Source organism: Novosphingobium terrae, from assembly GCF_017163935.1.
GTDB classification, from domain to species: Bacteria; Pseudomonadota; Alphaproteobacteria; order Sphingomonadales; family Sphingomonadaceae; genus Novosphingobium; species Novosphingobium terrae.
In genome coordinates this window covers 1,122,184-1,143,906 of sequence record NZ_JABVZR010000001.1, presented here as the reverse complement: position 1 = coordinate 1,143,906, position 21,723 = coordinate 1,122,184, and the positions used below count along the sequence as shown (strand labels likewise).

Genomic DNA, 21,723 nt, shown 5'->3' with positions numbered 1-21,723 from the left:
GCGGGCAGTTGCCCTTTTCCCGGTCTCAGCTTAAGGCGCGGCCTATGTCCACATCCGCCAAACCGCTCACCTTCGCCATTCCCAAGGGCCGCATTCTGGAGGAGGCCCTGCCTCTGATGGCACGCGCCGGTGTCGTGCCCGAGGCAGAGTTCCATAATCCCAAGTGCCGCGCGCTGTCGTTTGCGTGCGAAGACAGCGACATGCGCCTGATCCGCGTGCGCGCCTTCGACGTGGCGACCTTCGTGGCCCATGGCGCTGCGCAGGCCGGGATCGTGGGCAGCGATGTGGTGGATGAGTTCGCCTATGCCGACCTTTACGCGCCCGTCGATCTGGACATCGGGCACTGCCGTTTGTCCGTGGCCGAGCCGGTGGAGCGCAATGCGGCGGACGCCACCGCCAGCCATCTGCGCGTCGCCAGCAAGTACCCCAACCTGACCCGTCAGCACTTTGAGCGCCTCGGCATTCAGGCCGAGGTGGTCAAGCTCAACGGCGCGATGGAGCTGGCCCCCGGTCTGGGTCTGGCGAGCCGGATCGTCGATCTGGTCTCGACGGGCAAGACGCTGAAGGACAATGGGCTGGTGGAAACCAGCCAGATCATGCAGATTTCGGCGCGGCTGATCGTCAACCGCGCGGCGCTGAAGACCGATCCGCGCGTGGGCGCGCTGGTGGACCGTTTCCGCGCTCTGGCGGCGAAGGCGGCGGCATGATCCGGCTCGACACAGGCGACGCGGATTTCGCGCAGGTCTTTGCGGCGCAGGTCGCCAACCGACGTGAGAGCGATGGCGATGTCAGCGCGCTGGTCACGCAGATTCTGGCCGATGTGCGCGCGCGTGGCGATGAAGTGCTGGCCGAACTCACCGGCAAGTTCGACCGCCACCCGCTGGTGACCGAAGCCGACTGGCGCATCGATGCTCAGGCTTGCCAAGCCGCTTACGAAGCGCTGGCCCCGGAGCTGCGCGAAGCTCTGGACACCGCCGCCGAACGTATCCGCGCCTATCACGCCGCCCAGCTGCCCGAAAACCGCGATTACACCGATGCGCAGGGCGTTCGCCTTGGCGCTGTCTGGCGCGCGGTGGATGCGGCGGGGCTCTATGTACCGGGTGGCCGCGCGGCCTATCCGTCCTCGCTGCTGATGAACGCCATTCCGGCCAAGGTGGCGGGGGTCGAGCGCCTTGTCGTCACCACGCCGACGCCGGGCGGGGAGATCAACCCGCTGGTGATGGCCGCCGCGCATATCGCGGGCGTCGATGAGATCTGGCGCGTGGGCGGGGCTCAGGCGATTGCCGCGCTGGCCTACGGCACCGATCGCATCAAGCCGGTCGATGTCATCACCGGCCCCGGCAACGCCTGGGTGGCCGAGGCCAAGCGCCAGCTTTATGGCGTGGTGGGCATCGATATGGTCGCCGGGCCTTCGGAAATCCTTGTGATCGCCGATGCCAAGAACGATCCGCACTGGATCGCCGTCGATTTGCTCAGCCAGGCCGAGCATGATCCCGCCGCCCAGTCGATCCTCATCACCGACGATGCGGATTTCGCCGAAGCCGTGGCGCTGGCCGTGGAAGCGGAGCTGAAGCTGTTGGCTACCGAACAGGCTGCCCGTGAAAGCTGGGAAACCCACGGCCTGATCATCACCGTGCGCGACCTTATCGCCGAAGCCCCCGCTCTGGCCAACGCTCTGGCCGCCGAGCATGTGGAAATCGCCACCGACGATCCGCAGGCCCTGTTCGCGCAGATCCGCCATGCCGGTTCGGTCTTCCTGGGCCGCCATACGCCGGAGGCCGTGGGCGATTATGTCGCCGGCCCCAACCATGTGCTGCCCACCGGGCGGCGCGCCCGTTTCGCCTCGGGCCTCTCGGTGCTGGATTTCATGAAGCGCACCAGCTTTATCCAGCTCAATGAGGCGGCCCTGCACCAGATTGGCCCCGCCGCCGTGGCTCTGGCCGACGCCGAGGGGCTGCCCGCCCATGGCCGTTCGGTCTCCATCCGGCTGGGGAAATGAGGACATTATGAGCAGAGAACACCAAACGCCCCGCAATCGCGCCCGCGCCGCCGCCCGTCTGGCGGCCGTTCAGGCGCTGTACCAGCATGAGATGGAGGCCACGCCGATGGCCACGCTGCTGGATGAATTCCACCGCCATCGCCTGGGTGCCGAGATTGAGGACGTGCAGTTCCTCGACGCCGACCGCATCCATTTCGACGATGTGGTCAAGGGCACCGTGGCGCGCATCGGCGAGATCGACGCGGCGCTGTCGGCCAAGCTGGCCGAGGGCTGGAAGCTGGAACGCCTCGACAAGACCATGCTTCAGCTGCTGCGCGCGGGCGTCTATGAGCTGATCGCGCGCGATGACATCGCCATCGGCACGGTCATCAACGAATATGTCGATGTCGCCCATGCCTTCTTCGAAGAGCGCGACGCCAAATTCGTGAACGGCGTGCTGGACGCAGTGGGCAAGTCGGTCCGCTGACACCCTTTATGGCGGGCGAGTTAGCCTTCATCGCCCGCCTGCGGGATCTGGCCAGTCACCCTGCCGCGCGCGGGCTCAATGACGATTGCGCGGTGCTGGAGGTGGGCAGCGAGACGCTGATCCTCACCCATGATTCGCTGGCGCAGGGCGTGCATTACCTCGCCAGCCAGGACATGGCCGATGTGGCCTGGCGTCTGGTGGCCACGAACCTCTCCGATCTGGCCGCCAAGGGCGCCGAGCCGCTGGGCGTGCTGATCGGCTACACGCTGGGCCGCGATGACGAGCGCTTCCTCGATGGGCTTGGTGAAGCCCTTCGGCATTACAACGTGCCCCTGCTGGGCGGCGACACGATCACGGCGGAAGGCCCTCGCACGCTGGGGCTGACGGCGATCGGCCGCGCCACGTATCGCCCGGTGCCCTCGCGCGCCGGGGCGCAGGTGGGCGATGGCGTGTGGATCACCGGAGCCGTCGGTGCGGCGATGATCGGGCTTGAAGCGCTGCAGAGCGGCGATCACGATCCCGCCCTCAGCCTGCCCTACCGCCGCCCGGATGCGCTTTTGGCACAAGGTCAAGCGCTGGCGCCGCTGGTGACCGCAATGATGGATCTGTCCGATGGGCTGCTGCTCGACGCGCATCGCATGGGCACCGCCAGCGGCGTGACGCTGGCCATCGACAGCGCTGCCGTTCCGCTGGCGGCCCCCGAGCATCGCCGCAATGAAGCGCTGCGCTGGGGCGATGATTATCAATTGCTTTTTACCCTGCCCCCATCGGCTGTGCCGCCGGTTGCCGCGTATCATATCGGGACGGTCGAGGCATGGCAGGATGCCCCGCTGATCCTCGATGGACAGCCTCTGGTCGATGCCAACCATCTGGGATGGCAGCACGAAGCTTAGGCGCACCCCGCTCAAGTTGCGATGCCGCAAAACCAAGAGACTGATCGCAAAGACAAGTCGAACCGATCAGGATTTTATTTCCGCATCGCAACAAAAGCACCGCCTCCCGTTACTCCGGAATTCTCCATATTGGTCAAAGTTTTCTTGCCCAAATGCCCCTCTCCATTATGATCGCACTGCACCGTCTTCGCCCCACAGGATAGAAAGAGGGCACAAACCGGGCGGGCAGGCGCAATTTTGCGCCATGGAAGAGAGGGGAGCGGCTTGATGAGTCCGATCGCCACCGCCATCGCCTTTGGGGCCCTGGCTATTTTATATGGCATTGTCACCGCGCGACAGGTCCTGTCAGCGCCCACCGGCAGCGAGAAAATGCGCGACATCGCCGCCGCCATTCAGGAGGGCGCGCAGGCCTATCTCAAGCGGCAATATTCCACCATCGCCGTGGTCGGCGTGATTGTGGCGATCATCGTCACCGTGGCGCTGGGGCCGATTTCCGGCGCGGGCTTCGTGCTGGGCGCGGTATTGTCTGGCGCGGCGGGCTTTATCGGCATGCATGTGTCGGTGCGCTCCAACCTGCGCACGGCTGCGGCGGCCCAGCATGGCTTGCAAAGCGGGCTGACGCTGGCCTTCCGCGCGGGTGCCATCACCGGCATGCTGGTGGCGGGGCTGGCCTTGCTCGCGATTGCGATTTTCTTCTGGTATCTCACCGGGCCTGCCGGGCACGCGCCGGGCGACCGCACGGTGGTCACCGCTTTAACGGCCTTGGCTTTGGGCGCTTCTTTGGTGTCCATCTTCGCGCGCCTCGGCGGCGGCATCTTCACCAAGGCCGCTGACGTTGGCGCCGATCTGGTCGGCAAGGTCGAGGCGGGCATCCCCGAGGACGACCCGCGCAACCCCGCCGTCATCGCCGACAATGTGGGCGACAATGTGGGCGACTGCGCAGGCATGGCCGCCGACCTGTTCGAGACCTATGTCGTCACCGTGGGCGCGACCATGGTGCTGACGGCGCTGCATTTCCAGAACCAGCCTGCCTTGCTGCTGCCGCTGATGAGCTTGCCGCTGCTGATCGGCGGCGTGTGCATTCTCACCTCGATCATCGGCACCTATTTTGTGCGGCTGGGATCATCGCGCAACATCATGGGGGCGATGTACAAGGGCTTTGGCGTCACCGCCGTGCTCTCCATCCCCGCGATCTGGCTGGCGATTGCCTCGGTGATCGGCGATGTCGCGGGCGAGATGAGCACGCCGCTGGGCACCGGCATGCTGACCGGGCAGGCGCTGTTCCATTGCGCCCTGCTGGGTCTGGCGATCACCGGCCTCATCATCTGGATCACCGAATATTACACCGGCACAGGCTATCGCCCGGTGCGCTCCATCGCCAAGGCTTCGGAGACGGGCCATGGCACCAATGTCATTCAGGGTCTGGCGATCAGCCTTGAGGCGACCGCCCTGCCCACGCTGGTCATCGTGGCCGGGATCATCTTTGCCTATCAGCTCGCCGGGCTGATCGGCATTGCCTATGCCGCCACATCGATGCTGGCGCTGGCGGGCATGGTGGTGGCGCTCGACGCCTACGGCCCCGTCACCGACAACGCCGGTGGTATCGCCGAAATGGCCGGTCTGGACGACAGCGTGCGCGAAAAGACCGATGCTCTGGACGCGGTGGGCAACACCACCAAGGCCGTGACCAAGGGCTATGCCATCGGCTCGGCAGGGCTGGCGGCGCTGGTGCTGTTCGCCGCCTACACCACCGATCTGCGCGAGTTCTTCCCCGGGCTGCATGTCGATTTCAGTCTGGAGAACCCCTACGTCATCGTCGGGCTGCTTTTGGGCGGCCTCCTGCCCTATCTCTTCGGCGCCATGGGCATGACGGCGGTGGGTCGCGCGGCAGGCGATGTGGTGATGGATGTACGCAACCAGTTCGCCAGCGATCCGGGCATCATGGCGGGCACGTCGCGGCCCAATTACGCCCGCACCGTCGATCTGGTGACGCGCGCCGCGATCAAGGAAATGGTGCTGCCATCCCTGCTGCCGGTGCTGGCGCCGGTGGTGGTCTATGCCGTGATCAGCGCGGTGGCCGGGCGGCAGAACGGCTTTGCCGCTCTGGGCGCGCTGCTGCTGGGCGTGATCGTGGGCGGGCTCTTCGTGGCGCTCTCCATGACCAGCGGCGGCGGCGCCTGGGACAATGCCAAGAAATACATCGAGGACGGCCATCACGGCGGCAAGGGCTCCGAAGCCCACAAGGCCGCAGTGACCGGCGACACGGTCGGCGATCCCTATAAGGACACCGCCGGGCCCGCCGTGAACCCCATGATCAAGATCACCAACATCGTCGCCCTGCTGCTGCTGGCCGCATTGGCCGGGCAGGCCGCCGCAGGATGAAAAACACCCTGTCCGCGTTAGTTATTCTTTCGCGGATCACCTGCTAGAGCTTCTCCATCGGCAAAGGTCGCGCCGATGGAGAAGTGTCTTTCGTGCTTGCCCCGCCCCACCTCATATCGGACCACGCGCAAGATGGCGCGATCCGTGCCGTGGACTGGCGGGAGATGGACCAGCCCGAGGCCATCACCCGCTGGGATGCTCTGGCCCGGCAGGCCAGCGAGCCCAACCCCTTCCTCGCAAGCTGGTATCTGTTGCCCTCGCTGCGTGCCTTGCAGCCGCCGCGCGTGGACCTGTGGTGCCTTGAACGCGGCGCCGCTCTGATCGGCCTGCTGCCGGTGGCCGCAACACGATCCTATTATGGCCGCCCGATTCCTCATCTGGCGGGCTGGACTCACCCTAACAGCTTCCTTGGCGCCCCCCTGGTGGCCCGTGGCGCGGAAGAGGCCTTCTGGCACGCCCTGCTGGATCATGCCGATCGCCATGCCGGGCTGGGCCTGTTCCTCCATCTGAGCGACCTGCCGCTGACCGGCGCTTTGGCCGATGCGCTGCGTCGCGTGCTGGCGAGCCGCCCTCATGGGCTGGTCTGGCGCGAGGAGCGCGCGATGCTGGCCTCCCCCCTCTCGCCCGAGGCCTATCTGGAGGCCTCCATGTCAGGCAAGAAGCGCAAGGAGTTGCGCCGCCAGCATGCGCGCCTTTCCGAAACCGGCGTTTTGGCGGTGGAGCGCCAGCGCGACGCCAACGATCTGCCCGCATGGATCGAACAATTCCTGACGCTGGAAGCCGCGGGCTGGAAGGGCAAGGCCGGTTCGGCGCTGGCCTGCCGCCCTGACACCGCCACCCTCTTCCGTGAGGCCATGTCCGGCGCGGCGCAGGCGGGATGCCTCGAAAGGCTGGCGCTGACGCTGGATGGCCAGCCCATCGCCATGCTCGCCAATCTGCTGACGCCGCCGATGGGCTTCAGCTACAAGACCGCCTTTGATGAGGGGCTTTCGCGGTTTTCGCCGGGGGTTTTGTTGCAGCGGGAAAACCTGGCGCTGCTGGAGGATAGCTCGCTTGAGGCCTGCGACAGTTGCGCCGCCGCCGACCACCCGATGATCGACCATATCTGGCGGGAGCGCCGTGCCGTGGGACGGGTGTCGATCGGGATCGGTGGAGGGTTGCGCCGGGCTCTTTTCAAAGAAATTGTGAAAAGAGAGCGGCAGGAAGAATGGAAGTAAGGAAATGCGAGGGGGTTACCCCCTCGCGCTCCCATAACGTCTTCCGGCGATAGGGTGGTGGCGCCCGATTGTTGCGTCCAACCTCTCCACCTGCGCCACCCAAGGCGCCGCAGGCAGTTAAGACGTCATACTGCGGCGGCTGCGCAGGCCTTCCGATACACCGTAGATGATCCCTCCGACCGAAATCGTCGCCAACACACCAAGCCCAAAAAAGGTCTGCGGATTAGGGCCGATAACATTTGCCTCACCCAGGACAACGCCGAGTACCGGTGGCAAAACAGCGCTCAATACAGACCAATAACGAACGGCGCGCATATCCATACTCCTCTGGCGAGGCTGCAAAGGCGAACAGAAGCCCACCCCCAGTATCTTCCCGAATTCTCGACTTCACAAGCCTGCCTGCGGCGCGGCGACCTTGCTCAAGGCCGAACCCGTAGCGCCCAGGCTGACAACACCCGGGAGCGCGAGGGCGATGGCCCTCGCATTTCCTCTTTTAATCCCCTTCGTCACCCCCCCGGATGGTAAAAATCATACACCGTCCGCGCCACCGCTTCGGACACGCCCGGCGCCCGCATCAGATCGTCCAGCGCCGCCGCCCGCACCCGGCTCGCCGTGCCGAAATGCAGCAGCAGTGCGCGCTTGCGGGCAGGACCGATGCCGGGGATCTCGTCCAGCGGAGACGCTGTGATCGCGCGGGAACGCTTATCGCGGTGAGCGCCGATCACGAAGCGGTGAACCTCGTCGCGCAGGCGCTGCAGGTGGAACAGCACGGGCGAGTTGACCGGCAGCATCTTCTCACGCCCGTCGGGGAAGTGGAAGACTTCGCGCCCGTCGCGGCCGTGGTGGGGGCCCTTGGCGATACCGATCACCGCGACATCCTCGATGCCGAGTTCGTTCACCACCTCCATCACGGCGCTGAGCTGGCCCTTGCCACCGTCGATCAGGATCAGGTCGGGCCAGAGGCCTTTGTCGCGCTCGGGGTCTTCCTCCATCACGCGGCCGAAGCGGCGGGCGAGAACCTCGCGCATCATGCCGAAGTCGTCGTTGGTTTCCGCCTGCTTGATGTTCCACTTGCGGTACTGGCCCTTGATGAAGCCTTCCGGCCCCGCGACGATCATCGCGCCAAGGGCATGAGCGCCCTGAATATGGCTGTTGTCATAGACTTCGACGCGCTGGGGGATTTCCGGCAAATCGAGGAATTCTGTCATCTCGCGCCAGATTTTCGCCTTGGTGCCGGTTTCGGCGGCGCGGCGGTCGAGCGCTTCCACGGCATTGCGGGTGGCCTGCTCCACCAGACGCTTGCGGTCGCCGCGCTGGGGCATGGCGATCTCCACCTTGCCGCCGGCGGCCTCTTTCAGCGCTTCGGCCAACAGGTCGGCTTCGGGCAGTTCGCGGTCCATCAGGATGACACGCGGGGGCGGCACCTCCTCATAGAATTGCGCGAGGAAGCTTTGCATCACCTCGGCCTCTTCCAGCCCCTCGGTGTGGGTGGGGAAGAAGGCGCGGTGGCCCCAGTTCTGGCCGCCGCGGATAAAGAAGGCCTGAATGGCGATCTGACCATTCTTCACCGCCATGGCGAAGATGTCGGCGTTGGGCAGGCCCTCGGCATGGATTGCCTGAGAGCCCTGAATGAAGGTCGCGGCGCGCAGGCGGTCACGCAGCATGGCGGCGCGCTCGAAATCCAGATCTTCGGCGGCCTGCGCCATCTGGGCCTCGATCTCGCGCTGCACCGCATTGGATTTGCCGCCGAGGAAATCGCGCGCCTGCCTCACCAGATCGGCATAGCCTTCCTTGTCGATGCGATCCACGCAAGGCGCGCTGCAACGTTTGATCTGGTAGAGCAGGCAGGGCCGGTCGCGGCGGCTCATAAAACTGTCGGTGCAGCTGCGCAGCAGGAACAGCTTTTGCAGCGCGTTGATCGTGGTGTTCACCGATCCGGCGCTGGCGAAGGGGCCGTAGTAATTGCCCACCGCCTTGCGCGCGCCGCGATGCTTGGAGATGCGCGGAAAATCGTGATCCGTGCGCAAAAGAATGAAAGGAAACGACTTATCGTCGCGCAGCAGCACATTGTAGGGCGGCCGGAAGCGCTTGATCAGCTGCGCTTCAAGCAGCAGCGCCTCGGCCTCCGAATTGGTGGTGACGATGGTCATGCCCCGGCACTGCGAGACCATGCGCTGCAGCCGCAAGGGCAGGCGGTCGACCTGCGTGTAGTTCGCCACGCGGTTGCGCAGCGCCCGCGCCTTGCCGACATACAGCACATCGCCGCGCACATCGGTCATGCGATAGACGCCCGGGCGCGCGGGCAAGGTGGCCAGCACCTCGCGGATCGCGGCAACGCCCATGTCGAGATCGGGTCGCTCGCTGCCGCCCCGGATCAGGCGCGTGGCGGCATCCTCGTTGAAGCGGTTGGGGCTGGCTGGAATGTCGGAACCGGATGAGTCGGAAGGCATCGGCCCCAGATAGGGTATCGCACGCCATATGGGGAGAGGCACCAAGCCCCTCCCCACAGATCAAAATCAGAACAACTTGCGCAGCTCCAGCGAGACCGTACGCCGGTTGGCCGAGATATAAGGCCACTGATAAGCCGTGGGCGTCACCCCATTGCTGTTGGTGACCTTGCTGTAATTGTCGAGCAGATCGTTGACCCCCAAGGACACGCGGGCGTTCTTGAAGAAGTTAGACTTCTTCACAAGGCTGGCCTGCTGGCCCAGATCCACGAAGACGCGGGCATTGAGCGTCAGCACCGATCCGAAGCGCAGATCCGTCGCACCCGGCGCGCCGCTGCCCTTCACATGGGTGGTGGAGGACCAGCTGCCGCTCAACCGCACACCCATGCCCTTGTAGGAACCACCCGCATCCATCGCGAGCGAATGCACCGCCACGCCGCCGCCTGAGCTGATCGTGTCGCCCCCCAGCAGATCGAGCGCCTGAGCCCCCGGCACCAGTTGCACCCGGTCGAGGAAATTGACCGTGTGATAGATCGAGATGTTCCAGCGCCCGGGGTAACGCACCCGGTCGCGGCCACCGCCGCCACCCGGAGGCGGACCGCCAAAGCCGCCGCCCGGCCCGCCGGGGCCACCACCACCGGGGCCGCCACCAAAACCGCCGCCGCCTGAACGGCCACCGCCACCACCGCCGCCGGAGCTCAGCGCAGCGCCCGAACCGCCACCCGCAGTGGCACCCGATGCGCCCGTGCCGCCACCGGAACCACCGGAGCCACCGCCCGAACCGCCACCTTCGCCGCCACCGCGACCACTTCCGCCGCCTTCACCCGGCGGCGGACCACCCTCGCCCGGGGGCGGACCGCCCTCACCCGGGCCACCCGGGCCGCCGGGACCGCCCATACCGAAGCGGCGACGCACGGGAGGCAGCGGCTTGCCGATGTTGCCGAACAGGTTGAAGCCCCAGCGCAGGCGCTTTTCATGCTGGCTGGCGATGGTCACCGGGGTTTCGTCGATCTGGGTGATGTCGCCCGTGGTCGGGTCACGCGTGACGCGGCCCGGATAGGCGTTCAGCACCGCCGCCGTCAGCGCCGGGAAGCTGGAGGAGACATTCTTCGAGCGATTGTCGAAATATTCCACGATCAGGTTCGAGTTCTTGACCACCGGCAAGGACCAGTTGATCCCCAGCTTGATGTCATTGCGGCTTTCGCGCACCAGACTGCGGTTGCCGCCGGTGATCACCGTGGCCAGCACGGATTCACCCTTCACGAAGTCATAGATCGTCTGATTGTAGCTGATGGTCTGGGCGCCGCCCAGATTGGCCAGGCTCGGCGCTTCCTGATTGAAAATATAGCTGGCCTGCAGGCTCAGCTTGGGGGTGATGCCCCAGGTGACGCCGCCGGTCCAGTTGGTGATGATCCCGAAGTCCGACAGATTGTCGAGCCCGCCCGAGACGTTCAGCGTGATATCGCCCACCGCCGCACCGAAATTCTCACGGCGGCTGGTGATGGGAATGGCAAGGTTGAAGCCCGCCGAAAGATCGCCGCGCTTCAGATTGTTGCCCGTGCCCAGCGTGCTGTGGCTGTCGAGCGCGGTATAGGCGAAGCCCGCCTTGGTGGTCAGCGCCATATGCCCGCCCGGCAGGCGGATCACCCGCCCGCCAAAAGTCACAAGGCTGGTGAAGGAATTGGTGATGCTCTTGGAGACATTCTGCCCCGCATCGGGCAGCGAGGGCAGCGCGCCCGTCAGCGAGAGCGTGCCCGCCGCCGCCTGCGCCAGCATATCGGTGTAGGCCGTGCTGGTGGTGGAATAGCGGTTGTCATTGCGGGTGGTGGCATCGGCATGGCTGCCGTCGAAGGTGGCCGAGAGGTTCCACAGGCCCACCGGCTTGTTCAGCGTCAGGCCAAGGCTGAAGGTGTCGGTGCGGCTGAACTGCTGGAGCGCGCCGGGATAGGTCCGCACCGCCGTGCTGCCGTCCGGACCGGTCAGGGTCACCGTGTTCAGGCCCGAAAGCGCGGTGGTGTCGGTGCGGGCCGCCGTGCCGTTGATCGCCAGCGTGCCCGACATCACCTTCTTGGACAGCGGCATCGTATAGGTGGCGTTGAGCGTGTAATCCTTGGTCGAATCCACCAGCGAGCGATAGTTGCCCGGCTGCGGATCGGTGGAGACCGTGGGCGTGGTGCCTGCCGTCTGGGTGACGCCGCGCTCGGCTTCGGTCAGCGGGCTGGTGTAATCCGCCTTGGCCGAGATGTTGAAGCGCTTGCCGTGATCGATGTTGAGCGCATTGGCCTGCCCGGCGATGGTGGAGGTGCCGCCGCGCGTGGGCGAGGTGAACGTGCCATCCAGCACCTTGCTCTTGAACAGGTCCTTCAGAATGAAATTGACCACGCGCTGGTCAGGCGAATAGCCGAAGCGCAGTGCCACTTCCTCGGGCAGGATCTCGATGCGGCGGATCGCCTCGGGCGGATAGTCGCGGATCTCGCGGAAGGAGGAGATGCGCTGTCCATTGACCAGAATGACCGGCCCGGTCGAGCCGCGCCCGCGCCCCGTGCCGGTTTCCGGCGCAAGGGCATCGAGCAGATCGCTGATCGAATTGACGCCGTAAGCGGCAATATCTTCCTCATCCATCACCGCCAGCGGGGGCTGCGCAGCCTCCACCTGACCCGGGATCTTCTCGCCGACGACGACGATTTCCTTGCCCTTGGTGTCCTTGGCATGGACCACACCGGTGGGCACCGGATCATTGGTGGCATCGTCGGTCAGCCCGCCCGATTTGGTCACGGGGGTGGTGTCAGTGGTCTGCGCCTGAGCAGGGGCCGCCATCAGAACAGGGAGGAGAGCGCAAAGCGCCACCATCGATGAAGAAGACAGCCTCGACAAGGTCTTGAAACTCCGCAGGCCAGACACAATATATCCGGCAAGGTCAGGGAAAAGCGATGATCAGCGGATGCCTGTGACCTGTGCATGACGCAAGCGGATGCGGGTATTAATTTGTCGCCCCCCGGATACAGTTGCGACCAATTCGCAACAGTTTTTGATCCGGTTTGCGATGTTTCAGGTGTTTTTAGAGCAGCACCGGCCTCGCCGAATGTTCAGGCAAACGCCAAGGCTTCCCTTTTGGCACATCTGCCGCTATGTGCGCGCCCAAACAGGCGTTGAAGCGGCGTCTGACTTTCCCGGCCCGCCTTTTGGGCCCTCGTCTTTGGAAACCGAAAAACCGGATGGCAAAAGAAGAACTCCTCGAAATGCGCGGCCAGGTGGTCGAGCTTCTCCCCAACGCGATGTTCCGCGTGCGTCTGGAGAACGATCACGAAATCCTCGGCCACACCGCCGGCAAGATGCGCAAGAACCGCATCCGCGTGCTGGTGGGCGATGAGGTGCTGGTCGAACTGACGCCCTATGACCTCACCAAGGGTCGCATCACCTACCGCTTCATGCCTGGCCGCGGCGGCCCCGGCGGCTATTGAGCATCGCCGTTTCCGCGCTGATGGAGGCTGACGGGTCGGAAACGACCCGGCCGCTGCTGGTTCTGGCCTCCTCTTCGCCCCGGCGGCGGGAATTGCTGGCGCGGCTGAATGTCGCGCCCACCCGCATCGCCAGCCCCGATATCGATGAAAATCCGCGCAAGGGTGAAGTGCCCCGCGCCTATGCCTTGCGCATGGCGCAGGAAAAGGCGCGCGCGGTGAAAGCCGAAACCGGCGAGATCGTGATCGCGGGCGATACGACGGTGGCCCTTGGCCGCCGCATCCTCGACAAGGCCGAGACCGACGAGGACGTGCGCGCCATGCTGGGCAAGCTGGCCGGGCGGCGGCATCGCGTGTTTGCCTCGGTGGCCGTGGTGGATGCGGAAGGACGTGAAAAGTCACGCCTGTCCGAAACCATCGTCACCTTCAAGAATCTGAGCGAGGCCGAGATCGAGGCCTATGTCGCCAGCGGCGAAGGTCTGGGCAAGGCTGGTGGCTATGCCATTCAGGGGCTGGCCGAGGCGCTGATCCGCGCGCTGTCCGGCAGCCATTCGGGCGTGATCGGCCTGCCACTGTATGAAACCCGCGCGCTGCTGCGCTGGGCCGGCTATCCGCTGGGCTGATTTTCCATGGAATGGCTGGTCGAGCAGGGCATCGGCGAGGATCGCGCCCTCGGTTACCGGGATGGTCAGGTGGTGGCCGCAAGGCTGGACTGGCCGGGCATGCTGGCCGCCGGGCAGATCGAGGAGGCGCGCCTGACCACCCGCCTTGCCGGAACGCGGCGCGGCATCGCCCGCTTTGCCAGCGGCGAGGAAGCGCTGGTCGATTCCCTGCCGCGTGACGCCAGCGAGGGCGCGAATATCCGCCTGATCGTCACCCGTGCCGCTCTGGCCGAGAAGGGGCGCTTCAAACAGGCCAAGGCCAAGCCCACCAGCGGCGAGTCCCGCCCCGCCCCCAGCCTTGCCGAAAGCCTGCGTGCGGAAGGTTATACGCCACGCATCACCCGCCACCTGCCTTCTGGCGATTGGGACGAGGTGTGGGAGGCCGCATGGTCGGGCGAGGTACAATTTTCCGGAGGCGCGCTGATCGTCTCTCCCACGCCCGCCATGACGCTGATCGACATCGACGGGCCTCTCTCTCCGCGCGATCTGGCACTGGCCGCTGTGGAGCCCGTAGCGCAAGCCATCGGCTGGCTGGATCTGGCCGGGTCAATCGGCGTGGATTTCCCCACGCTGTCTGCCAAGGCGGACCGGCAGGCGGTGGATACCGCTCTGGAAAGCGCGCTGGATCGTTACAACCATGAGCGCACCGCGATGAACGGCTTCGGCTTTGTGCAGATCGTGGCGCGGATGGAGCGCCCCTCCCTGCTGGCGAGGCTGGCCCACCATCGCGTCGAGGCTGCCGCACGCCTGCTGCTGCGCCGCGCTGAAAGGGTGGAAGAGCCCGGCGCCCTGCTGCTGACCTGCGCTCCAGCCGTGCGCAATGCGATTCTCCCCGCATGGGAGGCCGAATTGGCAAAGCGCAGCGGGCGCGTGATCCGCTGGGCCGAAACGCCCGGCCCTGGAAACACCATAGTGGCGCTGGAAGGCGGCTTCGCTCAGGCCATCCCTCTTTAGGACCCACCTTATGACCCTCAATCGCAAATGCCCCATCTGCGGCAAGCCCCGCAGTGCCGACCACACACCCTTCTGTTCGGCGCGCTGCCGCGACCGCGATCTCATGCAATGGCTGGAGGAAGGCTATGCCCTGCCCGGCCCCGTGATCGACGAAGAATCGGACGGACTTTCGTCCAGCCGCCCCAACGATTTTTCCACAGAGTGATTTTCCTGCTTGCCAAGGCAAGAGTCCTTGGCCATAGGCGCCTCCACCAGACGCTGAACGGTAACAAATCGGACAGCATCAAGGCGATGCCTGGGTAGCTCAGTTGGTAGAGCACGTGACTGAAAATCACGGTGTCGGCGGTTCGATTCCGTCCCCAGGCACCATCGCCGCTTCCCCAAAGACCTTCAAGAAGGTCCGGGGACATTCAAAAATATCCTGAAATTGAAAACGCTCCGAAGGCAATTTCGGCCCGGGTGGGTCGGGTTGTATCACCCCTCGCGCGGGTATCTTTGTTGGTATGCGAAATCATACCAGCAGGACGGTGCCCAGCATGGTGCTTTCGGCCTTGGCAATGGGCCAAACACCAAAAGATAAGCCGCACACACTGAGCGACGAGCAAAAGCTCTGTCTGCTCACTATGGCGACAGGCGAACGCCTCTGGCGCTTCGAATCGGTTTGATGGAAAACAGAAAAACTCTCGCTTTGAAAAATACCCCGATCTTTCGCCATCAGGACGGGGGCATGAGGCCCACAGCTCGGGATGCATAGGCTGCCAGATAGGATCTGGATAAGCTCCACAAGGGAAAAGAGCGCCCCCCCCCCTACTCGATGCCAAAATGAAGCTGGAGCGCGCGAAACCCCAAACGGCTGATCGTGAGCGCCCTGGAACCATCAGTCGGTCGCATCCACCCTTGCTCCACAAAGGCCGTCAGCAGAGCGGCGCCGGTGGTTCCAGCAAGGTGCGGGCGTCGTTCGCTCCAATCGAGGCACAGACGGCATAAAGGTCGCCGTCGATGAACCCGCGCTCGCGCCTGTTCAACATCGACTCCCAGCGACCTCAGAAAGGCGCCCCCTTCCTCCGTCAGATGGGTGCCTTGGTCAACATGCTGGATATAGCCGAGCTCGCCCATCCGGTCGGCAATGGCGACAGCAACCTCACCGGCAAGATGATCATAGCAACTGCGAGCCCGCCGCAACGCCGCATCGCGTGGCCCTGTTCGCACTTTAGGACTTGTGTGCCGGCGCGGTTCTGCTGCGACAGCCATGATCCCTTCGAGCATGGCCCCCACCGTGGAGGATGCCAGACGGTAGTATCGATGACGCCCCTGCTGCGCGACCGTCAACAGCTGTGCCTCTGCCAGGCGGCCAAGGTGGCTGCTCGCTGTCTGAGGCGTCACCCCTGCGACATGGGCCAGTTCGGTCGCCGTCAGCGCGCGGCCGTCCATAAGGGCGACCAGCATGGCGGTGCGGGAAGGGTCACCGACAAGCGCTGCGATTTCGGCGATCCCGGTGGTGGTCAGCATCGATTGTCCAGAAAAGAGGGGCGAGGTCACGCAAGATCTTCTCACAGCAACGGCACCTGATGCTTCGAGCAGGATCGAAGCATCATCCTGCGTGTGCGCCCTAGAAAAAGCAGGCCGACAATCGGCACATGAGTGAGGATTACATGCATCATCCATCGCAAGATAGGCCCCTTCTGCCGGGGCAAGGTTTCGAAGAACATCCTTCCGCTAAGGAGGCGGCCTTGTGATCGCGGTGATATTTGAAGTCGAATTGGCTGACGGCAAAAGCGACCAATATCTGGCGCTGGCCGCTGATTTGCGTTCGGAGCTTGAGAGGGTTGAGGGATTTCTCTCAATCGAGAGATTCCAGAGCCTTACCCAGCCAGGCAAGATGCTGTCCCTCTCCTTTTTCCGTGATGAGGCAGCGGTGATGCGATGGCGCAACACGCAGATGCACCGCATGGCCCAACGCCTCGGCCGAACGACGCTTTTCAGCCATTACAGGTTACGCGTTGCCGAGGTGGCGCGGGATTACGGCATGATTGAACGCGATCAGGCGCCATCCGATACGCTTTTCCCGGCGGATGGCGGGGCACTTGAACGAAAAGCGCGGCCATCCTGAGGCATCGCGACCCTGGCCATAGTTCGCCAAGGATCGAAACATCGGAGCATGTCAGCAGCTATTTCGATGCCCACGCCATCACGGAGTCCCCATGCCCGAGCATCTCACCATCAACCCTTCGACACTCTATTTCGGAACACCCGTCGTTCTCATTGTCACCAACAATCCGGACGGCACGCCCAACATCACCCCCATGTCCTCGGCCTGGGCTTTGGGACGCTCGGTGGTGCTGGGCCTGGGCGCGACCGGCCAGGGCACGGCCAATCTTCAGCAAAGTGGCGAATGCACGCTGAATTTTCCTTCCGCACGGCTCTGGCAGAACGTGGAAGCCATCGCCCCCACAACGGGCAGCATCCCTGTTCCCCACGAAAAAGCCAACATGGGATATCGATACGAAGCTGACAAATTTGCCCTTGGCGGCTTCACGCAGCGGCAAAGTGCCATGGTGTCCCCGCCATGCATTCAGGAATGCCCGTTGCAATTCGAAGCCCGCTTGTTGGCCCGCCATGAAAGCGCATCAAAGTCGAACGATCGCGCTTCCTCGCATCTGCTCTTCGAAGTCGAAATCATCCGCGTTCATGCGCATCGTGACATCCTCATCCCAGAGACGAGTCACATCAATACAGAACTCTGGAATCCCCTCCATTATGTATTTCGGCATTATTTTGGCAATGCTCAGGATCTTGGGAAGAATTTTCGAGCCCGGTAACAGCATTGATCGGCCTTGAAAGCGGCCTTACATTCAAAGACATTCAAACCTTGCCTATCGCAGACCAGTCGCCCTGCCCGATCGCAGTGCGGGTAGCGTCACATTCGCCAGGCTGGTCTTGGCATCAGCGGCACTCCTGATCGGAGGAGCCGCTGTTCACTCTCACCACGATACGCAGCACCGCAAAGCCGAACAAGACATGCCGATAGCGGGCCCATCCTTCTGGCCAGCGAGATCACGAGCGGGCCCGCAGAGGAGCAAACGCCAAAACGATCTTTTCCCTTGCACATCGGCTATCCCTCAGCTTGTCTGCAGTACGCATTTTCGATGAGGCTGGTGCAGGCTATGATCGATCATGAAAAACCTCCCATCCTTGTCGTCGGGGGCGGTCCCGCCGGAATGATGATGGGCCTGCTGCTGGCACGCGCCGGTGTGCGAACCGTCGTTCTGGAAAAGCACGCGGATTTCCTGCGCGACTTTCGCGGAGACACGGTTCATCCCTCCACACTCGACCTCTTCGACGAACTCGGCCTGCTGGACGCGCTGCTGATGCGCGATCATGACAAGGTGACGAGTGTTGGCGCGGTGATCGGCGGCACAACCTATCGGATCGCGGATTTCAGCCGCCTGCCGGGGCCGGCGCGCTTCATTGCCATGATGCCGCAATGGCATTTTCTGGACTTCGTTGCCGAACAGGCCCGCCGACTGCCCTGTTTCACCCTGCGAATGAACAGCGAGGCCGTCGCCCTGATCGAGGAGGACGGGCGCATCGAAGGGGTTCGCCTCGCCCATGGCGAGACCTTGCGGGCGGCGCTTGTCATCGCTGCGGACGGGCGCGGATCGCTGATGCGTGACAGTGCCGGACTGCCGCGCAAGGATCTGGGGGCGCCGATCGATGTCCTGTGGTTCCGCATTCCCAAGCAGCGCACGCCGGACAATCGCACACAAGGCTATATCGATCGGGGCGAGATGATCGTCACCATCGACCGCGGCGATTATTTCCAATGCGCCCGCGTCATCGAAAAGGGGGGAGCCGAACGGGTGCGCGCGGCGGGGCTTGAGCGCTTTCGGATGGATGTGGCGGCAACGGTCCCCGCGCTGGCGCCGCATATGGGAGCCATCACCAACTGGGACGATGTCAAATTGCTGACCGTCTCGCTCGATCATCTGACCTGCTGGCACCGCCCTGGTCTGCTTGCCATCGGGGATGCCGCGCATGCCATGTCTCCGGTGGGTGGCGTCGGCATCAATCTGGCCATTCAGGACGCGGTTGCCGCCGCGAACATTCTGGCGGCATGCCTCGCAGAGGGCGGCAATCCCGATCCCTTGCTGCACAAGGTTCGCGATCGGCGCAAACTGGCGGTCGGCCTCATTCAGACCTTGCAGCGGCTCATCCATCGCCGGGTCATCGGCCCGGCCATGCGCGGCACCACGCCTCGCGCGCCCATGATCCTGCGCCTGTTGCAAAGCGTACCGGCCTTGCAAGCGCTGCCCGCAAGGTTGCTAGGCCTGGGCATTCAGCGCGAGCATATTCGCTCGCCTGATCAACACTTTCGTTAAGCGCTGGCAGAGCTGGCATGTCCTTTTCGGATCTGCAGGCTCTGGAAGCCGCCATCCGCTCGCACAGGGCGAAAGGATATCTTGTCGCCGATATCGCAGAAATATACCGATCGGTCTAAAATTAACATTGTGTACCGACAGGTATGATAATATAGGAGCGTTCGGTTCAACAACGCACCGGTAGAGTCCCCATGACAAGCCAGCACCGCTCTCTTGGCTTCCCCCGTCACACTGTGACCACCTCTCATCGTGCCGGGCAGGTGCTCGCCGGGCTGATCGTCGTGGCGATGGGCTTCATGATCTTCCGCGCGATCCTTGCCGCTGCCGATGACACGATGCTGGCGATGCTGGGCCTCGTGTTGTTGTTCCTGATGGTGGCTTCCCTGCTTGCCGGCGATCGCCGGCGGAGACTGTGACATGACGACTTACACCAACAGCGCCGCATTTCAGGTCGATCACGCCGAAACGCTCGACCCCCTCTCCTACCGCGTGGTCCAGCTTGCCCGAGAGGAAGCCCTGCGCATGGGGCCGCCGCGCGGCGTGCTGGGGCGGGCGTGGCAATGGTTTGTCGGCAATGTCGATGTCGCCCGGCCGCTGGCCAATCCACGGCTCGAGATGTTGCGCCAGTTCTCCACCCTCGTAAGGCTGGGCAACAGGCAGGCCGAGGATTTGGCGCAGACCATGCTCAACAAGGGCCACTATAGCGCGGGCCAACTGGGTATCGCGCGGGTGCTGAGCCAAGCGTGATAAGGCGTAAGTTGGCGGGATACCTCAAGGGCTTGAGAAGGCTTTATTATCAGCCTCCAACCCATCGGATATATCCTCCGGAATGCTATCGCGCCTCTCGCCGCGAGGTTGTGCCGGAAGCATATTTGTCCATATAGTTCCCCATTGACTCCAAATCAGGTAATATTTTAGACATGGCATCCTCATCAGGAAGCACCATGTCGCAGACCTTTTTCACCGTCGATCAGGTGGCCGACCGCCTCGGGCTGCATCCCAAAACCGTTCTGCGGCTGATCGCGGCGGAACGGTTGCGCGCCACAAAAATCGGCAAATCCTACCGCATCTTGCGCGGCGATCTCGATGCCTTTGCCGGTGTTCCGCCCGAACAGAGCGTCAGGCCGGTGCGCGTCACCTCGATCGTCGATATGCCCGACGCCTCGCGGGATCAGGCCACCCGGGTGACCGCTGCCCTGCAGGCCATGCTGATCGCGCGCGACGCATCTTCCACGCCCGTGCATCTGGAAACCGCATTCGATCCTGCGGCAAGCCATCTCAAGATCGTGATCATTGCCGAGCCCGCCGATACAGCAGCGCTGCTACAGGCTTTCGACATCTTTCGTGGCGCCCCGGCATGAGCGCCGTCTTCAAGAGCGAAGGCGCGCGGCGGCAGGTGTTGGAGCGCTATCGCGCCCTGCTCGCATCCTGGCCGATCGACCATGCGCAGCATCTGCTGCCCACGCGCCAGGGCGAGACCTTTGTTCTTGCCTGCGGGCCGGAGCAAGCGCCCCCGTTAATCCTGCTGCATGGCATGCAAGCCAATGCAGCCTCATGGCTGCCGGATGCGGCATTGTGGTCGCAAAAGTTTCGGGTCTACGCACTCGATCTGATCGGCCAACCGGGGCTGAGCGCGCCTTCTCAGCCTCCTTTCACGGGCGACGCCTATACACTCTGGCTCGACGATGTGCTGAATGGGCTTGGGCTGAAGCAGGCCGCTGTTGTCGGCGTGTCGCTGGGCGGGTGGATCGCGCTTGATTACGCGATCCGGCGCCCGGATCGGGTGACCAGCCTGGCGCTCCTCTGCCCCACGGGCATCGGACGCCAGAGGAAATTCCTGCTCAAAGCCTTGCCGCTGATGTTGCTCGGACCATGGGGCATGCGCCGGATCAGGGCGATGGTGATCGGGCCGGAACGAGCAGGACTGGAACCGCTCGCGCAAGCGATTGTCGATCTGATGCGGCTGATCGGCCAAAGCGCCCGGCTGCAGGCGCTGCACCCACCCGTGTTTCAGGATGATGCGCTGGCCGGTTTGCGCATGCCGCTGCTGGCGATTCTGGGTGGACGCGATGTGCTGCTCGATTCCCGGGAAAGTCGCGAGCGGCTGGAACGCCTCCTCCCCGAGGCGCAAATCCGCTTCCTGCCCGAAGCCCGCCATTTCATCCCCGGTCAGGCCGAGACGATCCTGCAATTCCTCTTGGCCTGAGCATATGCGCGCGGGGCCAGCCCCACCACCGACAACGCTCTTTCAGACTTAAAGGACCGCCGCAGCCATGTCCGCCAGCTTGGCGACGGTGTTCATATTTCGCGCCGTACCACGCTTATCGCAGGGTATGCGTAGCCGAGTGTCCGCCATCCCGTCCGGATAGAAGATGAACACCTCACGCTTTCCCAAGCGAAGCTGCTCATTCTTAAGCCCGGTCACGCCATCGAGTGGATCGGCGGGAAGCGTTTCGTCAGAGAACAGTGCCATGACGCGGTTGCCGGGCGAGTCCGGGAAGGGATTACGGCCAAGCGTGTCGGCAATCTCTGCCGCAGTTCGGACGATCACACCCACGCTTTTGCCGGCATAAGCGTGTAGCTTTTCTTCAAGGGCAGACCGCACCTGATCCTCCGAGCCATCGCTTCGAAAGACGACATTACCGCTGGCGATATAGGTTTTCACCGCCTCAAACCCAGCCGCCGAACACATATGAGCCAGAGTTGCCATCGGCAGTTTGCCGGTGCCGCCAACATTCACGGCGCGTAGCAAGGCAACATATGCGTTCAATGTCCAGCTCCGCTCATCGCCAAGACCCAACATCATGGGGCGGGACCGCATTATCAGCTTCAACCCTTCGCGTCACCACGTCCGAGCGCTGCGATC

At 63.9% G+C, this 21,723-nt stretch carries 22 protein-coding genes and 1 tRNA gene; 18 read left to right on the top strand and 5 right to left on the bottom strand.

Translation table 11 applies throughout. The annotated features are described in order from the left end of the window. Positions 1-44: 44 nt before the first annotated feature. The 6 genes from hisG to HGK27_RS05370 all read left to right on the top strand — a co-directional run bounded on the left by hisG (position 45) and on the right by HGK27_RS05370 (position 6,957). Positions 45-707 carry an ATP phosphoribosyltransferase gene (gene hisG, locus HGK27_RS05395; RefSeq protein WP_206239350.1) on the top strand — a complete coding sequence of 221 codons (663 nt, stop codon included), beginning with the start codon at positions 45-47 and terminating at the stop codon, positions 705-707. Further along, complete coding sequence (hisD, locus tag HGK27_RS05390; protein ID WP_206239348.1) at positions 704-1,999, top strand: histidinol dehydrogenase; 1,296 nt, start codon at positions 704-706, stop codon at positions 1,997-1,999. Before hisG ends, hisD begins: the two co-directional genes overlap by 4 nt. 7 nt (positions 2,000-2,006) lie before the next feature. Next, positions 2,007-2,465, top strand: coding sequence for a transcription antitermination factor NusB (gene nusB, locus HGK27_RS05385; protein WP_206239345.1), 459 nt, complete (start codon positions 2,007-2,009; stop codon positions 2,463-2,465). A gap of 8 nt (positions 2,466-2,473) precedes the next feature. Then, positions 2,474-3,358, top strand: a complete 885-nt coding sequence (thiL, locus tag HGK27_RS05380) for a thiamine-phosphate kinase (RefSeq protein WP_206239343.1) — start codon at positions 2,474-2,476, stop codon at positions 3,356-3,358. Positions 3,359-3,625: 267 nt separating this feature from the next. Then, complete coding sequence (locus tag HGK27_RS05375) at positions 3,626-5,740, top strand: sodium-translocating pyrophosphatase (RefSeq protein WP_206239341.1); 2,115 nt, start codon at positions 3,626-3,628, stop codon at positions 5,738-5,740. Between the two features lie 92 nt (positions 5,741-5,832). After that, the gene (locus tag HGK27_RS05370) at positions 5,833-6,957 is read left to right on the top strand and encodes a GNAT family N-acetyltransferase (protein WP_241126855.1); all 1,125 of its coding nucleotides are present in this window, start codon (positions 5,833-5,835) and stop codon (positions 6,955-6,957) included. A gap of 117 nt (positions 6,958-7,074) precedes the next feature. Here the strand turns inward: HGK27_RS05370 and HGK27_RS05365 are convergent, their stop codons facing one another. The 3 genes from HGK27_RS05365 to HGK27_RS05355 all read right to left on the bottom strand — a co-directional run bounded on the left by HGK27_RS05365 (position 7,075) and on the right by HGK27_RS05355 (position 12,221). After that, entirely contained in the window at positions 7,075-7,272 is a 198-nt protein-coding gene (locus HGK27_RS05365; RefSeq protein WP_206239340.1) for a hypothetical protein, read from the bottom strand. A gap of 191 nt (positions 7,273-7,463) precedes the next feature. Then, positions 7,464-9,407: an excinuclease ABC subunit UvrC gene (uvrC, locus tag HGK27_RS05360; protein WP_206239338.1), complete on the bottom strand. Its 1,944-nt coding sequence runs from the start codon at positions 9,405-9,407 to the stop codon at positions 7,464-7,466. A 66-nt stretch (positions 9,408-9,473) separates the two neighbouring features. Further along, entirely contained in the window at positions 9,474-12,221 is a 2,748-nt protein-coding gene (locus HGK27_RS05355; RefSeq protein ID WP_206239336.1) for a TonB-dependent receptor, read from the bottom strand. A 398-nt stretch (positions 12,222-12,619) separates the two neighbouring features. Between HGK27_RS05355 and infA the strand changes: the two genes are divergently transcribed. From infA to HGK27_RS05330, 5 genes are all read left to right on the top strand, one after another. Then, entirely contained in the window at positions 12,620-12,865 is a 246-nt protein-coding gene (gene infA / locus HGK27_RS05350) for a translation initiation factor IF-1 (RefSeq protein ID WP_068080272.1), read from the top strand. Positions 12,866-12,885: 20 nt separating this feature from the next. Beyond that, positions 12,886-13,485, top strand: a complete 600-nt coding sequence (locus tag HGK27_RS05345; protein ID WP_206242836.1) for a Maf family protein — start codon at positions 12,886-12,888, stop codon at positions 13,483-13,485. Between the two features lie 6 nt (positions 13,486-13,491). After that, entirely contained in the window at positions 13,492-14,478 is a 987-nt protein-coding gene (locus HGK27_RS05340) for a ribonuclease E/G (RefSeq protein WP_206239334.1), read from the top strand. Positions 14,479-14,488: 10 nt separating this feature from the next. Continuing rightward, positions 14,489-14,683, top strand: a complete 195-nt coding sequence (yacG, locus tag HGK27_RS05335; protein ID WP_206239332.1) for a DNA gyrase inhibitor YacG — start codon at positions 14,489-14,491, stop codon at positions 14,681-14,683. Between the two features lie 88 nt (positions 14,684-14,771). Continuing rightward, a tRNA-Phe gene (locus HGK27_RS05330) sits at positions 14,772-14,847 on the top strand. Between the two features lie 438 nt (positions 14,848-15,285). On the opposite strand, the gene HGK27_RS05325 is transcribed toward HGK27_RS05330, so the two are convergent. Then, positions 15,286-15,987 carry an ArsR/SmtB family transcription factor gene (locus HGK27_RS05325; RefSeq protein WP_206239330.1) on the bottom strand — a complete coding sequence of 234 codons (702 nt, stop codon included), beginning with the start codon at positions 15,985-15,987 and terminating at the stop codon, positions 15,286-15,288. Positions 15,988-16,210: 223 nt separating this feature from the next. On the opposite strand from HGK27_RS05325, the gene HGK27_RS05320 reads away from it, so the two are divergent. The 7 genes from HGK27_RS05320 to HGK27_RS05290 all read left to right on the top strand — a co-directional run bounded on the left by HGK27_RS05320 (position 16,211) and on the right by HGK27_RS05290 (position 21,063). Further along, entirely contained in the window at positions 16,211-16,588 is a 378-nt protein-coding gene (locus HGK27_RS05320; RefSeq protein ID WP_206239329.1) for an antibiotic biosynthesis monooxygenase family protein, read from the top strand. 91 nt (positions 16,589-16,679) lie between these two features. Next, positions 16,680-17,297, top strand: a complete 618-nt coding sequence (locus HGK27_RS05315) for a flavin reductase family protein (RefSeq protein WP_206239327.1) — start codon at positions 16,680-16,682, stop codon at positions 17,295-17,297. Positions 17,298-17,642: 345 nt separating this feature from the next. Further along, positions 17,643-18,857, top strand: a complete 1,215-nt coding sequence (locus HGK27_RS05310; protein WP_206239325.1) for an FAD-dependent oxidoreductase — start codon at positions 17,643-17,645, stop codon at positions 18,855-18,857. 191 nt (positions 18,858-19,048) lie between these two features. Beyond that, on the top strand, positions 19,049-19,273 hold the full coding sequence (locus HGK27_RS05305) for a hypothetical protein (RefSeq protein WP_206239323.1): 225 nt from the start codon (positions 19,049-19,051) through the stop codon (positions 19,271-19,273). Between the two features lies 1 nt (position 19,274). Continuing rightward, a complete protein-coding gene (locus HGK27_RS05300) occupies positions 19,275-19,604 on the top strand; it encodes a hypothetical protein (RefSeq protein ID WP_206239321.1) in 330 nt (109 codons plus the stop codon). Positions 19,605-19,801: 197 nt separating this feature from the next. Continuing rightward, positions 19,802-20,218 carry a helix-turn-helix domain-containing protein gene (locus HGK27_RS05295; RefSeq protein ID WP_206239319.1) on the top strand — a complete coding sequence of 139 codons (417 nt, stop codon included), beginning with the start codon at positions 19,802-19,804 and terminating at the stop codon, positions 20,216-20,218. Beyond that, a complete protein-coding gene (locus HGK27_RS05290; protein WP_206239317.1) occupies positions 20,215-21,063 on the top strand; it encodes an alpha/beta fold hydrolase in 849 nt (282 codons plus the stop codon). The genes HGK27_RS05295 and HGK27_RS05290 overlap by 4 nt, the downstream gene beginning before the upstream one ends. 48 nt (positions 21,064-21,111) lie before the next feature. On the opposite strand, the gene HGK27_RS05285 is transcribed toward HGK27_RS05290, so the two are convergent. Continuing rightward, the gene (locus tag HGK27_RS05285; RefSeq protein ID WP_206239316.1) at positions 21,112-21,663 is read right to left on the bottom strand and encodes a DUF1697 domain-containing protein; all 552 of its coding nucleotides are present in this window, start codon (positions 21,661-21,663) and stop codon (positions 21,112-21,114) included. Positions 21,664-21,723: the final 60 nt, after the last annotated feature.

What these genes read in the sequence shown, in the direction of transcription:
- infA (WP_068080272.1), top strand. Translation starts at nt 12,620, where the DNA reads ATGGCAAAAGAAGAACTCCTCGAAATGCGCGGCCAGGTGGTCGAGCTT.
- HGK27_RS05345 (WP_206242836.1), top strand. Translation starts at nt 12,886, where the DNA reads ATGGAGGCTGACGGGTCGGAAACGACCCGGCCGCTGCTGGTTCTGGCC.
- HGK27_RS05300 (WP_206239321.1), top strand. Translation starts at nt 19,275, where the DNA reads ATGACGACTTACACCAACAGCGCCGCATTTCAGGTCGATCACGCCGAA.
- HGK27_RS05315 (WP_206239327.1), top strand. Translation starts at nt 16,680, where the DNA reads ATGCCCGAGCATCTCACCATCAACCCTTCGACACTCTATTTCGGAACA.
- hisD (WP_206239348.1), top strand. Translation starts at nt 704, where the DNA reads ATGATCCGGCTCGACACAGGCGACGCGGATTTCGCGCAGGTCTTTGCG.
- thiL (WP_206239343.1), top strand. Translation starts at nt 2,474, where the DNA reads ATGGCGGGCGAGTTAGCCTTCATCGCCCGCCTGCGGGATCTGGCCAGT.
- HGK27_RS05365 (WP_206239340.1), bottom strand. Translation starts at nt 7,272, where the DNA reads ATGCGCGCCGTTCGTTATTGGTCTGTATTGAGCGCTGTTTTGCCACCG.
- nusB (WP_206239345.1), top strand. Translation starts at nt 2,007, where the DNA reads ATGAGCAGAGAACACCAAACGCCCCGCAATCGCGCCCGCGCCGCCGCC.
- yacG (WP_206239332.1), top strand. Translation starts at nt 14,489, where the DNA reads ATGACCCTCAATCGCAAATGCCCCATCTGCGGCAAGCCCCGCAGTGCC.
- HGK27_RS05285 (WP_206239316.1), bottom strand. Translation starts at nt 21,663, where the DNA reads ATGATGTTGGGTCTTGGCGATGAGCGGAGCTGGACATTGAACGCATAT.
- HGK27_RS05375 (WP_206239341.1), top strand. Translation starts at nt 3,626, where the DNA reads ATGAGTCCGATCGCCACCGCCATCGCCTTTGGGGCCCTGGCTATTTTA.
- HGK27_RS05355 (WP_206239336.1), bottom strand. Translation starts at nt 12,221, where the DNA reads ATGGCGGCCCCTGCTCAGGCGCAGACCACTGACACCACCCCCGTGACC.
- HGK27_RS05325 (WP_206239330.1), bottom strand. Translation starts at nt 15,987, where the DNA reads ATGCTGACCACCACCGGGATCGCCGAAATCGCAGCGCTTGTCGGTGAC.
- HGK27_RS05290 (WP_206239317.1), top strand. Translation starts at nt 20,215, where the DNA reads ATGAGCGCCGTCTTCAAGAGCGAAGGCGCGCGGCGGCAGGTGTTGGAG.
- HGK27_RS05310 (WP_206239325.1), top strand. Translation starts at nt 17,643, where the DNA reads ATGATCGATCATGAAAAACCTCCCATCCTTGTCGTCGGGGGCGGTCCC.
- HGK27_RS05305 (WP_206239323.1), top strand. Translation starts at nt 19,049, where the DNA reads ATGACAAGCCAGCACCGCTCTCTTGGCTTCCCCCGTCACACTGTGACC.
- hisG (WP_206239350.1), top strand. Translation starts at nt 45, where the DNA reads ATGTCCACATCCGCCAAACCGCTCACCTTCGCCATTCCCAAGGGCCGC.
- HGK27_RS05340 (WP_206239334.1), top strand. Translation starts at nt 13,492, where the DNA reads ATGGAATGGCTGGTCGAGCAGGGCATCGGCGAGGATCGCGCCCTCGGT.
- uvrC (WP_206239338.1), bottom strand. Translation starts at nt 9,407, where the DNA reads ATGCCTTCCGACTCATCCGGTTCCGACATTCCAGCCAGCCCCAACCGC.
- HGK27_RS05295 (WP_206239319.1), top strand. Translation starts at nt 19,802, where the DNA reads ATGTCGCAGACCTTTTTCACCGTCGATCAGGTGGCCGACCGCCTCGGG.